Source organism: Megasphaera sp. MJR8396C, assembly GCF_001546855.1.
Classification (GTDB): domain Bacteria; phylum Bacillota; class Negativicutes; order Veillonellales; family Megasphaeraceae; genus Megasphaera.
On record NZ_KQ958159.1, the window covers coordinates 1 to 15,311 of the forward strand.

Below are 15,311 nucleotides of genomic sequence, written 5' to 3' on the forward strand. Positions count from 1 at the left end.
TTGCCAGCTCAACAGGGTAAACCCCATACTCAAAACGATAGGTCATTATCGCTGTTCTCTCTCTAATCATATATAATTTTCAAGAAAAAAGACAGGACCATCCTTGCATAATAATTGCTGAAAATTCTGGCAATCACATTTTTATTACTGGCAGCTCCCTACTCGGTGCTCTTGTGTTGCCTACTTTTTCGGGCTGCCCGTAAATATTTCATTAATCGGGGGCCTATCATGTCTATTCGGCGCCAAAAAATTTCCGAGCAACCATTTCAGGTCACTCGGAAATAAAAGTCTGACTTTTTGGGGTCACATCATATGAAATTTCTGTGGGAAATGAGTCTCTTTATTTGTCCTTCTTATCTCCCGTATATTCGATGACGATGATGGCGCCCTTATTGTCCATTTCTGTAATCGGCTTGCCATCTTTACCCATCGCATTACCGCCGTTATCCGTAGCCACGTAGATTTTTGTCGTATCCGGGCTTACGAGGACATTGCGGTAACGGTTATTGGTCTTGAACATTTTTTCTACGTCACCCTGGACCTGTTCTTTCTTGCCATCGAGTTTCACCCGATAGATGGCGCCACTCTTAAGGGTCGTAATGAGCAGAGAATTGCGCCATTCTTTAATTTTTCCGTTGTCCGGATAGTAGGCCACGCTGGAAGGAGCGATAGTCGGCCAGCCTATGTAATAAAGGGGTGCATAGGTTTCATCGGCAAAATTATACCCATTGCGGACCACATTAAAGGATTTGAGCGGATCTTTGAGATTCGGAGCATCAAAGTCTGTTTCCTTCTGAGTAGGAACGCCTGCCGGGATGTAGTTGGGATCGAATTTTTCCTGTAATTCTTTGGGAGCCTTGGAATAGTTGGCATAGACATAGGATTCATTATCCCGATAGCCGGCTACATAAGGCCATCCATAGTTACCGCCTTTTTCGATGAGGTTCAGTTCATCATCCGTCGACGGGCCATGTTCGGTCGCAAAGAGCTTATCGCCTACAAAGGCCAGGCCCTGGCTATTGCGGAATCCATAGGCATAGACATGACTGCGGACACCGTTTAATACGGGGTTATCATCGGGAATGGAGCCATCTTTATTGAGACGCAAGACTTTGCCCGGATAGAGGCTGTAATCTTTCGCGGCTACCTGCGCGGCCGTCGGCAGCATCTGCGCCTGGATTTCCTTGGCTACGCGGCTTCCCTGGTTATTCCCTTGGTCACCGATGGTATAGTACAGCTTGCCATCAGGTCCAAAACGAAGACGACCGGAGTTATGGTCCACGCTGGCCGGCAGATTATCGAGGATAGCCGTTTCATCGCGAAGCGTCTCGGTCTTAGGATCATAGGTCATCCGGACGATACGGGCATGCTTTTCACCATTGACTTCATAGGTATAGGCCGTGTAGACATAGTTATTTCCCTTAAGGAACTGCGGATCCAGTGCCAGCCCTAAAACCCCTTGATGAGGCGGCGCTGCCACGGCATTCTGGAAGGTATAGAGCACCGTATGCTTACCCGTTTTGGGGTCAACCTTAGAAATCGATTTCGACTGACGTTCCGTTACCCACAACGAATCGTCCGGTCCCCAAAGGACTTCCCAAGGAGAACCAAGGCCATCTACCAGGACAGTTGCCTTGAAGGGCTCTGCAATATTTACCTTGTCTCCATGAGCTGCCTCAGCCACCATACTAAAACCGGCTGTTGCGGTAATGCAAAGGCTGCAAAGTACTGCTGCTGCTAATTTCTTCATACTATAGGCTCCTTTCAAATGATAATTATTTATACTTAGCTAACGCTAATCAGCAATATCCAATCAGAGGTCGTTACGTATCAAACAGCAACCCAAATTCACATCTTTAGGTATCTTATTCGCTTCTGGTACGAACGTATCCTTACTCGTTAGATTTTTACAAAATTTGAACAGATAAGTCAAGATTCATCTTTATTCTCTATTATAAAACAAAAACATTAAAAAAGACAACCTTTAAATGATATTTCTATCATTTAAAGGTTGTCTCTACGAACTGTGCCTAAGCTATAGATATCAGTATAACGATGTACCTATCCGATACTTCATTTCCATTATGAATGAAGTCGGCCCTTATAAAATGAGCCTGATTTATCTTTTCATTTTATGAATCTCATAATTCTTATTTCCATTTCTCTTCTTATCTTCTCTTTCGGTAACGCCAGACACCTCGTCTAAAAAGCGAACCTCAATGAAGCCATACAGCGCAATACAAGCCATTTCTGAGAATTTTAGTCTGTATGCAAAAAGATTTTACGGACTTCCGTTTCTTGCCGGTTTCATCAGCATCATGTATAGATTCTTTTCATAATCAATTAAATGATGCTGAAATATATTATAAAATTATTACAATTATGTTATAATCAGTATAAGGTGGTGATAATAGTGAAAAAGGCAAAAATCTTCTTATCAATTCTTTTCCTAGTATTCTCTTTTGTCGGCGCTTCTTTTTATACTGCCCCTCAAGTCTATGCAAAGCGCATGGATGATCGCTTTACCTATCAAGCCTTGCAACGGATGGAAGGTGATTGGTACAATTCCAAAGGTGCAGTCGTTCTCTCTATCCATGACGGGTATATTAATGGCTGCGAGGTTCTCGGCGGATATGACTTTGCCGGCGGTGCTTCTAAGGCAACGGGAAAATTTTTAATTGCTGAAGCCAATGGAAGTCGATATCTGATCATCGACTGGAACTTGCCTCAATATATTAAATTCTATGGAGAAACCTTGTACCGATACTAAGGTCTTCGCCTCTAGTAGGAAATATTTTACGAACCATATAGGATATCAATTTTTATAGAATCCAGAACAGATCTGCCGGTCGCCTCCACGGAAACATCGGATGGCTCGACTGACATCTATGAATCTGTACTGCGAAAAGCCGGCGTTTAAAAGCGCCGGCTTTTATTTCGTTTAAGCCACTTGTCATATATCCTTATACAAGCACACCCCTGTACAGCAGCAGGATTATTATTTCGCAGGCGCTACCCAATCAACAGCGCAGACCTCACAGGTAAAAATAAGAGCTATGAATCCATGGGGACAGCTTTCCATAAGTTCATATTTTTTCATATAATCTCTTTTTTAAATTTTCGACAAATCTTCTAACCGTGTCTTTAAAAAGTCTTCCACAGCTTCTGAAAAATCGATGCCGCTTCTTTCTGCCAAGACGGCCAACCCCCAGACGCAGTCTCCGATTTTGGCCGGCAGGATATCTTCATTGTCACTGGGCCAGCGTCCTTCCTTGGCCATGACTTGGCGCCCGACCAAGCCGGCATCGGTCAGAAAGGCCAGAGCATCTTCTTCGGTCGTCCATTCTTGTTCATGGAGCTGCCGCTCTAAGGCGTGATACTGTTTACGGATTTCCATCGACATCTTGGTTACTTCTTGTAAGTCCATGCTATCTCCTCTCTGCAAACTCAACATAGTCATCAAATTCTATTGCCTTCTCGAGTTCGGGAAAGTGCAAAAGTCTCAGCAGTCATTGCGACTCATCGTGCCAATGCAATTCTCTTTGTCAGCTCTTGAAATCAAAGGTCTTGTAGCCTAATTATCGTGTTCCTCTCCCTAATCATATATAATTTTCAAGGAAAAAGACAAGGCTCCCCCCCTAGGTTTTCTGAAAAATCAGCTTGACTATATGAGTTATATCTCATAAATTATAGATAGGAGGATTTATATAAGATTTGAATTGCGAGAGCCATACACCAAACCATTGGAAGACGGGATTTTTGAATTACGCTGCAAACAAGCAAATAATATTACACGCGCCTTGTTTTTCTTTTATATAAGAGGACAAATCGTCGTTACTAACGGATTTACTAAAAAGACACAGAAAACGCCACAAAAAGAAATAGTGCTGGCAAAAAAGCGCCGAACCGATTACATTCGCCGAATGGAGGGCTTAACATGAAACGCTTAACAGATTTTAAAGCAGAACAGATGAAAGACCCTGCTTTTGCTGCTGCTTATATGGAAGTTGAACCTGAAATGAATATCATCCGGGCTATCGTGGACACAAGAATTGCTCAACATCTTACCCAACAGGAATTAGCCGAGAAAACAGGTATTGCCCAAACAGAAATCAGCCGAATTGAAAATGGCAGCCGAAATCCTTCCTTAAAGATTTTACAGCGCCTGGCTGACGGCATGAACATGGTTTTAAAAGTATCTTTTGAACCGAAAAAGTAAAGTCAAGTATAAAAGAGCCAGCTGCATACGAAAGTGCAGCTGGCTCTTTACCGTTATGGAGTTATGAGGGCCACGGCTTCAACATGGTGAGTCCGTGGGAACATGTCGACGGGCTGGACCTTCTGTGTCTGGTAGCCGTGTTCTTTAAGGTAGGCCAGGTCGCGTGCTAGGGTCGCCGGGTTACAGGAAACGTAGACGACGCGCTTTGGTTTGCTGTTGGCGATGGCTTTTAAGACCGGTTCACCGCAGCCAGCACGGGGCGGATCCAAGACGATGACGTCGGGACGGACGCCGTTTCGAATGAGTTCGGGCAGTTTATAGATGGCGTCGCCCAGGATGAATTGGGCGTTGCCGATCTTATTGTCCTTGGCATTGCGGACGGCGTCGCGAATGGCCGAATCGACAATTTCGATGCCGTAGACCTGTTTTGCCTTCTGTGCTAAGAATAAGGTGATTGTCCCCGTGCCGCAGTAGACGTCGGCTACGATTTCTCCGCCTTTTAAGTCGGCAAAGTCGAGGGCCGTTTCGTAGAGGCGCTGGGCCTGTTCGCTGTTGACCTGGAAGAAGGACTGGGCCGAGATATGGAAGGTCAAAGAACCGATGGAATCGTGAATGGTACCGCTTCCGTAAATGGTCTTGGTCTTGGGGCCTAAGATGACGTTGGTATGGCGCTTATTGACGTTTTGGACGACGCTTTTAAGGCCCGGCACGTCACGGCGCAGGTATTGGACCAAATCTTTCATGTGCGGGACCATATCCGATGCCGTCACCAGGCAGACCATGACTTCGCCCGTATGGACGCCGACGCGGCCCATGATGTGGCGGACGATGCCCGTCCTTGCGTCTTCGTCGTAAGCCGGGATCTTGAAATCTTTCATCCACTGGCGGACGACGGCAGCGATGACGTTATTGCCTTCTTTTTGAATGGCACAGTTTTCGACGTCGATGACTTCGTGCGTAGCTGCCGCAAAGCAGCCGATGGCGACGTTACGCTTGCCGGCAGCGGCGACGGGAAACTGCATTTTATTGCGGTAATTCCACGGCGTCTTAGCGCCGAGGACGGGCAGGACGTCGACGCCCTGCAAGTGGCCGATGCGCTCAATGGCATCTTTTACTTGCTGCCGTTTTTCCTTCAGTTCGCCTTCATAGCTGAGGTGCTGGAGCTGACAGCCGCCGCAGCGTTCGTAGACCGGACAGGGCGGCTTTTCTCGATCCGGCGACGGCGTGAGGACCTGTTCTAAGGCCGCCGAGGCATAGGTTTTCTTGACCATCGTCACCCGGGCCCGCACCGTTTCACCGGGAAGTGCGTAAGGTACGAAGACCGTGAAGCCTTCATAGCGGCCAATGCCTTCGCCGCTCGTTCCCAGTCCTTGAATGGACAGCTCATAGGTTTTCCCCTTCTGCACAGGGATTTGCCGTGTTTCTTTCATGAGATTCCTTTCTTGGCAAAGGGCCTTGTACGCATCTTTCCAAAAACGGTACAAGGCCTTTTCTCTGCCCTTTATAAGATGATGTCACTGACGACAGGTTCCTGAATGGCTGCCTGTTCGTCGGTTACGATGATATGGTCGGCGGCACGCTGCGCGAGGGCCATCATATCGTCTGTTTTCTTTCCGTATAAGGTGAATAAGGCTTCGCCGGGTCGTACCGGATCGTAGAGTTCTTTAAAGAGGCGGATGCCGACCATGGGCTCAATGGCGTCTTCTTTCCGCGCCCGACCGGCGCCCATTTCCATGGCGATTTCGCCGAGGGCCCGGCCGTCGATGCGGGTGATATAGCCGCCGTCGGTACTGACCGCCGTAAAGACTTGTTCGGCTTTGGTCAAGGGACGCTTACCGATCCACGACGTGCTGCCGCCCTGGGCCTTGATGCATTCCTTAAATTTAGCCAGGCCCTTGCCGGAGGCGATCAAGTCGCGGATCATGGCTCTGCCCTGTGCTTCATCAGCAGCTTTTTGGCCGACGATGAGCATCTGGGCCCCCAGGGCTTCGACGACTTCCATCAGTCTGCGGCCGCCCTTCCCCGACAAAGCTTCGACGGCTTCGTCGACTTCGAGGGCATTGCCGATGGCCGTTCCCAAGGGCGCCGACATGGACGTAATGACGGCCCGCGTCGGACGACCGGCGAGGCGGCCGATGCTGACCATGATTTTAGCCAGTTCCCGGGCCCGTTCTTTGGTCTTCATGAAGGCTCCGTCGCCGTACTTGACGTCGAGGACGATGGCATCGGCACCGGAAGCGATTTTCTTACTCATGATGGAGCTGGCAATGAGGGGGATGCTTTCGACGGTCGCCGTCGCATCGCGAAGGGCGTAGAGTAGTTTATCGGCCGCTGCGATTTCGCCGGATTGGGTAATGAGGGAAATGCCGACGCGGCGCACTTGATCTAAGAATTTTTCTTCCGGCAAGACGATCTGAAAGCCCGGAATCGATTCCAGTTTATCCGCAGTTCCGCCTGTAAAGCCCAGTCCCCGGCCGCTCATCTTGGCGACGGGCACGCCGGCTGCGGCCACCAGGGGTGCGACGATGAGGGTCGTCGTGTCGGCAATGCCGCCAGTGCTGTGCTTATCAACTTTGATGCCCGGAATGGACGATAAATCGACGATGTCGCCGGATTTTGCCATGGCCAGGGTCAATTCCGTCGTTTCTTCATCGGTCATACCCTGAAGGTAGATGGCCATCAGCCAGGCCGCTGCCTGATAGTCGGCAATGCGGCCAGCCGTGTAGTCGGCGATGAAGCTGCGAATTTCGTCAGCCGTCAATACCTTGCCGTCCCGTTTATGGGCGATGCAGTCCATAGGCCACATAGAATCACCTCAGTTCTGTTAAAAAGCTGGTTCCAAATTGAAGTCCCGTGAGGTCGAAATTATCCATGATGGTCTTGCCCAAATCGGCATAGGTCTTGCGAATGCCGAGGTCGACCGATTCCGAAAAGGCCGGACTGTAGGCCAGGACCGGAACCCGTTCGCGGGTGTGATCCGTACCGTGCCACGTCGGGTCGTTGCCGTGATCGGCCGTAATGATCAAAAGTTCGTCATCTTGCAGTTCGGCCATGAGGGGTCCCAATTCCCCATCGAAGCTTTCCAGGCATGCAGCATAGCCTTTGACGTCGCGGCGGTGGCCGTACATGCTGTCAAAGTCGACGAAGTTGGCCATTAGGAGGCCCTTGTCCTTGCGATGAGCCGCTAATTGTTCCCGCAGGGCCACCATGTCTTCATGGTTATTGGCCGTATGATACGATTCGGTGAGGCCGATATGGGCGTAGATGTCGCCGATTTTACCGACACCGACGACGGCGTAGCCCGCTTCCGACAAGTAAGAAAAGACCATCTTCCGCTTGGGCAGGCGGCTGTAGTCGCGGCGGTCTCCCGTGCGGACAAAGTTTCCCTGCTCGCCGATGAAGGGACGGGCAATGACCCGGCCCACTTCATAGGGACCGACGCAGACTTCGCGGCGCGTCACGTCGCAGATGCGGTACAGTTCTTCTAGAGGAATGACGTCGTTATGGGCAGCGATTTGAAAGACGCTGTCGGCCGACGTGTAGACGATGGGCTTTCCAGTCTTGAAGTGTTCGGGCCCGAGGCGTTCAATGATTTCTGTACCCGATGCGATTTCATTGCCGATGTAGCCATATCCCGTCTTTTCCGTAAAGGCGTCGAGGAGATCCTGTGGGAAGGCCTTTTCAAAGGTCGGGAAGGGATTTTTGACGGGGTTTCCCATAAATTCCCAGTGGCCGCTGGTCGTATCCTTACCCATGGAGATTTCTTCCATGAGGCCGTAGGAACCGACGACGTCCGTATCTTCAGGATGAATGTTGGCGACCTTCCCCAGGCCCATGCGGCGCAGATTGGGCAGGCTCAAGGGAACGTTTGCGTCGATGTGGCCGTAGGTATCGGCCCCTTTATCGCCGAAGCGTTCGGCATCGGGAGCTCCGCCGGCGCCGACGCTGTCGGTAACGATGACGATGATGCGATTGAATTTCATGTGCTCCCCTCCTTATAATCCCGGCAGATATTTACGGGCTTTGGCAAAGGCTGCAATGGTCTTGGCATCGGTAATTTCGTTCTTATCGATGAGGGCTTCGACTTCCTGCGGCGTATAGTATTCGACGTTCATGAATTCATCGTCGTCGAGGTGCTGTTTGCCCTTTTCAAGACCTCTGGCCAAATAGAGGTAAATTCGTTCGTTGCAGAAACCGGGCGACGTGTAGACGTAGCCCATGGGCAGGATTTCCTTAGCCGTTACGCCGGCTTCTTCTTCGAGTTCCCGGGCGGCGCAGTAGTCCGGAGATTCGCCGTCGTGTTCGATTTTCCCGGCCGGTACTTCCAACATGGCTTCGGCCGCTGCATAGCGGTACTGGCGGACGAGAATGATCTTGCCGTCATCGGTCAGGGGCAAAATGGCGCAGGCGCCGAAATGCCAGACCGCTTCGCGGGTAGCGGTTTTCTTTTCCCCACCCTGACCGTCGTCAATGGATACGGTGTCGACTGTGACGTGGAGCACCCGTCCTTTCATGATTTCTTTACGGGAAACGAGGGTTTCCTTACTAATACTCATAGTATCATCCTTTCAAAAAAAGCTTCCCGAACTCCGCTGCTGCGAACCCGAGAAGCTTTTTATTCTAACGCCGACAGCAAGCCGCAGGCTGTATCCTTATGTATAAGGCGGCCCGGCGTCTTGAGAGACTGCCGCCGTCAGAGAAACATGGTCATACAAACTTAGAAAGCGAACAAATCGTTCAGGCTTTCGGACATCGTCGGATGGGTATAGATGAAGTCGCGCAGGACCTGGTATTTCAAGTTATTGTCCATAGCCATCTTGACGAGGTTGATCATTTCATGGGATTCGGCGCAGAAGAGCTGAACGCCGAGAATCTGGTCGTCAGCACCGACGAGGGCCTTGAGGACGCCTTCCGGTTTACGGAGGACTTTAGCCTTAGGAATGGCTGCAGACGGCAGGTTCATGACCCGGTATTCGATATTCTTAGCCTTGGCTTCGCTTTCGCTGAGGCCGACCCGCGAGAAAGGCGGATCGATGAAGACCGAGTACGAGAAGGCACCGCGGTTCTGTGTCGTCCGGTCGCCTTTGCCGCTCATGTCCGACATGATGATACGGCTGTCGTCGAGGGAAATATAGGTGAATTGCAAATTGCCGCAGACGTCACCGGCTGCCCAGATGTTAGGAACATTGGTCCGCAGGTGTTCATCGGTTACGACGGCACCGCGGTCCGACAAAGCAATGCCGGCCTTCTGAGCTTCGAGACCATCCGTGTTCGGACGGCGGCCCGTTGCCATCAAGATGGCGTCCCCTTCTAAGACCGTATCCGTATCGCCGACGGTGTAGTACAAGGTTGCGCCTTCGATTTTCGTCGTCTTGGCGCCAGTTACGATTTCAATGCCCTTGGCTTCCAGGACGGAACGGATGTTGTCGGCAATATCCTTGTCTTCGCGAGGCAGGAAAACGTCGATATCCTGAACGACCGTGACCTTGCTGCCGAAGTTGGCGTACATGGCTGCAAATTCCAGGCCAATGTAGCCGCCGCCGACGATGGTCAGTTTTTCCGGAAGTTCATCCAAATCCATCATCGATTCCGACGTGTAGACTTTGTCACTGTCTTTGACGCCGGGGATGCCCGGGATGACCGACGTAGCGCCGGTATTGATGACGAACTGCTTGCCTTCGAGCTGAAGGACGCCGTCTTTCGTCTTGACTTCGACGTGGGTTGCGTCGACGAAGGATGCCATGCCGTCGATGACTTCGACGCCGGCCTGGATCAGTTTATTGTAGTTGGCCTGATTCAAGGCACCCGTCAATGCGCGTTTGCCTTCGATGGCTTTTTTATAATAGGCAGCTTTAGAAGCGAAATCCGACTTTGGAGCCGTTGCCGCTTCGGTAATGAGGCGTTTGGACGGAATGCAGCCGACGTTGATGCAGGTACCGCCGTACATGCCGTTGTCTTTTTCGATCAAGGCTACTTTCTTGCCCTGTTTGCCTAATTGTCCGGCTAAGGTTTTACCGGCTTTCCCAAAACCAATTACGATGACATCATACATTTTCATAATTAAGCCTCCTTAATTAAAAATATATAATCGTTGGTATCCATTTATGACAGCAGTCCAGCAAGGTTTCCCCTGCCGGCCGTTGTTTCCTTGAAAAAGCTTAGACGCCCGTACTGCCGATGCCGCCTGTACGCAGGCCGCTGGCTGTATCATCGTTTACGGTCAGGTACTTCATGAAGATGCCCTGCCCGATGCGGTCGCCTTTTTCAATCGTGTAGGCCACATCGTTCGTATTGTAGTAAGCGATCATGATATGACCTTCGTTGTCTTCATTATTATAATAGTCGCTGTCGACGATGCCCGTGCTGTTGGCCAGCATGAGTCCTTTCTTAAAAGCCAGGCTGGAGCGGATGAAAATAGACAGGTATTCATCGCCTTCCATGAAGGCCTTCAGGCCCGTCGGGACGACGGTTACGGCATGGGGCGCCAACACCGTCGTTTCAGCGGCTTCCAAATCGTAGCCGGCACTCTTGGCCGTCTTACGAATGGGAAGGTGGATGTCACGGTCTTTATACGCCGTGACGATTTCAAAACCTCTGCCCGTCATCACAGCCTACCGTTTCTGGCGGTCGCGATTGCCGTTGTGACCGCCGCGAGGACCGCGACTCCGGTGGGACGGAGCTTCGTCACCGCCGCCGAGGAGGGCTTTGCGGGACAGATTGACTCGGCCCTGGCTGTCGATTTCGACGCATTTGACCATGATTTCATCGCCGACGTTGACCACGTCTTCGACTTTTTCAACGCGTTCCATGGCCAGCTGAGAAATATGGACCAGGCCTTCTTTCCCGGGCAGGACTTCGACGAAGGCGCCAAAGTTCATGAGCCGCGTGACTTTGCCGACGTAAGTCTTACCGACTTCTACGTCTTCCGTCAGTTTTTCGATCCATTCTTTGGCTTTGTCACCGCTTTCGCCGTCGACGGCTGCGATGTAAACAAGGCCCGAATCGTCGATGTCGATCTTAGCGCCTGTTTCTTCGGTAATCTGCTTGATCATCTTGCCGCCCGGCCCGATGACGTCGCGGATCTTATCGGGGTTGATGTGCATGGAGATGATGCGCGGCGCAAAAGGAGACAGTTCCTTCCGCGGTTCAGCGATGGCCTGCAGCATCTTGCTCATGATGTGGAGACGGCCTTCGTGAGCCTGTTTCAAAGCCTGGTCGAGGATTTCACGGCTGAGGCCTTTGATCTTGATATCCATCTGAATGGCCGTAACGCCCTTCATCGTACCGGCGACTTTAAAGTCCATATCGCCGAGAGCATCTTCCATGCCCTGGATATCGGTGAGGATGGTGAAGTCTTCGCCCTTGGTAACGAGGCCCATGGCGACGCCGGCTACGGGAGCCTTAATGGGGACTCCGGCATCCATCAGGGACAGAGTGCTGCCGCAAACGCTGCCCATAGAGCTCGAGCCGTTCGATTCGAGGACTTCCGATACGACGCGGATGGCGTAAGGGAATTCTTCTTCACTCGGCATGACCTGCGTGAGGGCCCGTTCGGCCAATTTGCCGTGACCGATTTCACGACGGCCGGGACCGCGGGACGATTTCGTTTCACCGACGCAGAAGGACGGGAAATTATAGTGGTGCATGTAGCGGCGATCCGTTTCCAAACCGACGCCGTCAATGTGCTGGCTTTCCGACAAGGGGGCCAAGGTGCAGAAGCTCATGATCTGCGTCTGGCCGCGGGTAAAGAGGCCCGTGCCGTGAGTGCGGGCAAAGAGGCCGACTTCACAGCTGACCGGACGGACTTCGTCGACGCGGCGGCCGTCCGGACGGATCTTGTCGACGGCGATCATGTGGCGGACGATTTCCTTAATCATCTTCTGGGTAATGTCGGCTACGTCGTCAGCATTATCGGGATAGATGTCAGCAAAGTGTTCATAAATGTCGGCTTCGACGGCATTCATCTTTTCTTCGCGTTCGATCTTGTCAGCCGTAAAGATAGCCGTCTTCATGGCTTCTTCGCCGTAAGCGTGAACGGCTTCGACAATGTCAGCCGGCGGTTCTTTTTCGACGAATTCCTGTTTCGGTACGGAAATGCTGTCTAAGAAAGAAAGCTGGAATTCGACGACTTTCTTGATCTCTTCATGGGCGACCATGATGGCATCGAGAATCTGTTCTTCCGGAACTTCTTTGGCGCCACCTTCAACCATGAGGATAGCGTCTTTCGTACCGGCGACGACGATGTCCATGTCGCTCTGTTCGCTCTGAGCGACCGTCGGATTGATGACAAATTCACCGTCTACGCGGCCGACGCGGACACCGGCAATCGGGCCGGCAAAGGGAATATGAGACATGCACAGGGAAACGGAGGCGCCGATCATGGCGGCGATTTCCGGGGCATTATCGTGATCTACACAAAAATCATAAGCCACGACGTGGACGTCATGACGATACGTTTTCGGGAAGAGCGGACGGATCGGGCGGTCGATCAGGCGGGCAAAGAGGGTTGCCGATTCGGGCGGTTTGCCTTCGCGTTTAATAAAGCCGCCGGGGATTTTGCCGACAGAATACATCTTTTCTTCGTAATCGACGGTGAGCGGGAAAAAGTCTGCGTCTTCACGGGCTTCCTTGGACCCCGTTGCCGTTACGAAAACGGCGGTGTCACCATACCGTACCAGTGCGGCACCGCTGGCCTGTTTTGCCAATTTGCCGACTTCAATCACCAGCGGGCGGCCGGCGAAATCCATTTGGAATTTCTGTTCTTCCATTGTAACCTCCTTGAATCTTACAGGTGATAGGCACTAGTTTGGAAAAATCGGCGATTCGCCCAAACTACAACCTACCAACCTGTGTTCTGAAAAAAGGGCCGATGCAGTCACATCAGCCCTACAGTATGCGAAATTATTTACGCAAGTTCAATTTTTCGAGAATCGCACGATACCGATCGAGGTCGTGTTTCTGCAAGTAACCGAGCAAATTACGGCGCTGGCCGACGAGTTTCAACAAGCCGCGGCGGGACGCATGGTCCTTCTTGTGGCTGCGGAGATGTTCCGTCAAATAAGTGATGCGGTTGGTGAGCAGCGCGATCTGTACTTCCGGAGAACCCGTATCGTTTTCATTGGCACCAAATTTAGCTACGATTGCTTTTTTTTCTTCTACGCTTAACATTGTATCTTTCCTCCATGTGTAAAAAATTAAAACTTATTCGCAAAGTGCTAAGTGATCGTCGGAGTCATCGAGACACCGAGCACCCGTACGACATAGATATTATACTATACCCGGCCAGTTGTGTAAAGTAATTATGGGGGAATCTTTAGGGAATCGTACGCCACGCCCTTTACGATAAAAAATTTATTCCCTTGACTGCCTATCTATTATGCCATCACTTTTTGTTTTACACAAGGATGTTGTTTTTACAATATGTATACCTCTCTCTCCGGTCCGAGTCTTGTCAAACCGCCCCCTTTCGCTTATACTATACGAAAAAGGTTGTATTTAATAATAAATATTGAGAAGTAAAGGAGACTTGCTTATGAAAAAATATGACGTCATCCTCATTGGGACCGGTTCGGCCAACATCATTGCCGACGCAGCCATTGTTCAGGGTTTGTCCGTCGCCATTATCGAACGGGGCAGTTTCGGCGGCACCTGCCTCAACCGCGGCTGCATCCCGACCAAGGTCATGGTCACGGCAGCCAGCCGCATCCGTGAAATCCGTGAAGGCGGCCGCATCGGCGTCTTTGCCGACAACGCCCGTCTCGACTGGGATATTTTATCGAAACGGCTGTGGGAAAAAATCGATGAAAGCAAATCGATCCAGGGCTACTACGACAAGTTCCCCAACGTCGACACCTACAACGGCACGGCAGCCTTCGTCGACAATCACACCTTGGATGTCACCTTAAATGACGGCACGGAGGCAACGATCCAGGGCGACAAGATCTTCATCGCTACCGGCGGCCGGACCAACATCCCCCGCATTGAAGGCCTTGACGATGTCGGCTACTTGACGTCGGAATCCTTCTTCGGTGAATCCTTCCCCAAGAAGCCTTATAAGAGCCTGATCATCATCGGCGGCGGTCCCATCGGCTGTGAATTTGCCCACGTCTTCGACGCGGCCGGCACCAAGATCACCATCGTCCAGCACAACGCCCGCCTGCTACCGAAAGAAGATGAAGCCATTTCGGCATTCATCCTCAAACAGTTCCGCAGCTATGGCATGGACGTCCGCTTAAAGCAGGACACCGTAAGCGTTACCCTCCGCGACGGCCTCAAAGTCCTCAAGATTCGCGACATCGACACCGGTGAAGAAGCTGAAGTCGCTGCCGAAGAAATCCTGGTTGCCCCGGGCATCAAACCGACGACAGATTTACTCCATATCGAAAACACCGACGTCCGCCTCGATAAGCGCGGCTACATCGAAACCAATGAGTTCCTGGAAACGACGGCTGACGGCATCTGGGCCCTCGGCGACATCAACGGCATGGCGCCCTTCCGCCACAAAGCCAACTACGAAGCCGAAATCATCGCCCACAACCTCTTCTCGGGCAATGAACCGGAAAACTGGCGCTGGGCCAGCTACGACATCATCCCGGCCGTCACCTACACCTATCCGGAAGTGGCCCAAGTCGGTCTCAGCGAAGAAAACGCCAAGAAAAAAGGCTACGACGTCGAAACGGCCATCAACCACTACTCGGCTTCGGCCAAAGGCTACGCCATGGGCTTTGAACCGGGTCAGGACGACGACGGCTTCGTAAAACTGGTCGTCGACAAAAAGACGAAATTCATCCTCGGCGCCCACATCGTAGGTCCCGAAGCGTCGATTCTCATCCAGCCCTTCATCAACAACCTCATGAGCGGCGATCACACCATCAAACCCGTCCACGAAGACATCGCTTCGGAAACGGCCAAGAAGCTGCGGGCCCTGCCCTTGACGCGGACCCTGACGCCGAAATCGGTCTATACCTTCAGTGAAACCATGACCCCGCACCCGTCCCTTTCGGAAGTCGTCATGTGGACCCGCTACTATTACGAAGGCAAGTAAACTCCTCCTCTTTCTATATAGTCGCCTCCACCCGTAAAACGGGTGGCT

Annotated in this window: 14 protein-coding genes; 4 read left to right on the forward strand and 10 right to left on the reverse strand. The window is 51.6% G+C overall.

Annotated features, from left to right (window positions below; translation table 11 throughout):
- Positions 1–340 precede the first annotated feature (340 nt).
- Complete coding sequence (locus HMPREF3201_RS03150; RefSeq protein WP_062411703.1) at positions 341–1,750, reverse strand: glucose/sorbosone family PQQ-dependent dehydrogenase; 1,410 nt, start codon at positions 1,748–1,750, stop codon at positions 341–343.
- A 663-nt stretch (positions 1,751–2,413) separates the two neighbouring features.
- Here HMPREF3201_RS03150 and HMPREF3201_RS03155 point away from each other — a divergent pair.
- A complete protein-coding gene (locus HMPREF3201_RS03155) occupies positions 2,414–2,770 on the forward strand; it encodes a hypothetical protein (protein WP_062411704.1) in 357 nt (118 codons plus the stop codon).
- A 342-nt stretch (positions 2,771–3,112) separates the two neighbouring features.
- Here HMPREF3201_RS03155 and HMPREF3201_RS03160 read toward each other — a convergent pair whose 3' ends face one another.
- On the reverse strand, positions 3,113–3,427 hold the full coding sequence (locus tag HMPREF3201_RS03160; protein WP_062411705.1) for a nucleoside triphosphate pyrophosphohydrolase family protein: 315 nt from the start codon (positions 3,425–3,427) through the stop codon (positions 3,113–3,115).
- A 292-nt stretch (positions 3,428–3,719) separates the two neighbouring features.
- On the opposite strand from HMPREF3201_RS03160, the gene HMPREF3201_RS03165 reads away from it, so the two are divergent.
- On the forward strand, positions 3,720–3,941 hold the full coding sequence (locus HMPREF3201_RS03165; RefSeq protein ID WP_154254705.1) for a type II toxin-antitoxin system RelE/ParE family toxin: 222 nt from the start codon (positions 3,720–3,722) through the stop codon (positions 3,939–3,941).
- On the forward strand, positions 3,938–4,219 hold the full coding sequence (locus tag HMPREF3201_RS03170; protein WP_062411706.1) for a helix-turn-helix domain-containing protein: 282 nt from the start codon (positions 3,938–3,940) through the stop codon (positions 4,217–4,219). The genes HMPREF3201_RS03165 and HMPREF3201_RS03170 overlap by 4 nt, the downstream gene beginning before the upstream one ends.
- Positions 4,220–4,272: 53 nt before the next feature.
- Here HMPREF3201_RS03170 and rlmD read toward each other — a convergent pair whose 3' ends face one another.
- The 8 genes from rlmD to rpsO form a co-directional block, all read right to left on the reverse strand.
- On the reverse strand, positions 4,273–5,649 hold the full coding sequence (gene rlmD / locus HMPREF3201_RS03175) for a 23S rRNA (uracil(1939)-C(5))-methyltransferase RlmD (RefSeq protein WP_062411707.1): 1,377 nt from the start codon (positions 5,647–5,649) through the stop codon (positions 4,273–4,275).
- Positions 5,650–5,720: 71 nt separating this feature from the next.
- Complete coding sequence (locus HMPREF3201_RS03180) at positions 5,721–7,025, reverse strand: thymidine phosphorylase (protein ID WP_062411708.1); 1,305 nt, start codon at positions 7,023–7,025, stop codon at positions 5,721–5,723.
- A gap of 4 nt (positions 7,026–7,029) precedes the next feature.
- Positions 7,030–8,202 carry a phosphopentomutase gene (locus HMPREF3201_RS03185; RefSeq protein WP_062411709.1) on the reverse strand — a complete coding sequence of 391 codons (1,173 nt, stop codon included), beginning with the start codon at positions 8,200–8,202 and terminating at the stop codon, positions 7,030–7,032.
- 12 nt (positions 8,203–8,214) lie between these two features.
- The gene (locus HMPREF3201_RS03190) at positions 8,215–8,775 is read right to left on the reverse strand and encodes an NUDIX hydrolase (RefSeq protein ID WP_062411710.1); all 561 of its coding nucleotides are present in this window, start codon (positions 8,773–8,775) and stop codon (positions 8,215–8,217) included.
- A gap of 161 nt (positions 8,776–8,936) precedes the next feature.
- Positions 8,937–10,277: an FAD-dependent oxidoreductase gene (locus HMPREF3201_RS03195; RefSeq protein ID WP_062411711.1), complete on the reverse strand. Its 1,341-nt coding sequence runs from the start codon at positions 10,275–10,277 to the stop codon at positions 8,937–8,939.
- A 100-nt stretch (positions 10,278–10,377) separates the two neighbouring features.
- Positions 10,378–10,824 carry a dCTP deaminase/dUTPase family protein gene (locus HMPREF3201_RS03200; RefSeq protein ID WP_062411712.1) on the reverse strand — a complete coding sequence of 149 codons (447 nt, stop codon included), beginning with the start codon at positions 10,822–10,824 and terminating at the stop codon, positions 10,378–10,380.
- 6 nt (positions 10,825–10,830) lie between these two features.
- Positions 10,831–12,987: a polyribonucleotide nucleotidyltransferase gene (locus HMPREF3201_RS03205; RefSeq protein WP_072272003.1), complete on the reverse strand. Its 2,157-nt coding sequence runs from the start codon at positions 12,985–12,987 to the stop codon at positions 10,831–10,833.
- 133 nt (positions 12,988–13,120) lie between these two features.
- Positions 13,121–13,387 carry a 30S ribosomal protein S15 gene (rpsO, locus tag HMPREF3201_RS03210; RefSeq protein WP_062411713.1) on the reverse strand — a complete coding sequence of 89 codons (267 nt, stop codon included), beginning with the start codon at positions 13,385–13,387 and terminating at the stop codon, positions 13,121–13,123.
- Between the two features lie 364 nt (positions 13,388–13,751).
- On the opposite strand from rpsO, the gene HMPREF3201_RS03215 reads away from it, so the two are divergent.
- Positions 13,752–15,263 (forward strand): dihydrolipoyl dehydrogenase family protein, encoded by a 1,512-nt coding sequence (locus HMPREF3201_RS03215; protein WP_062411714.1) that lies wholly within the window; start codon positions 13,752–13,754, stop codon positions 15,261–15,263.
- Positions 15,264–15,311 lie beyond the last annotated feature (48 nt).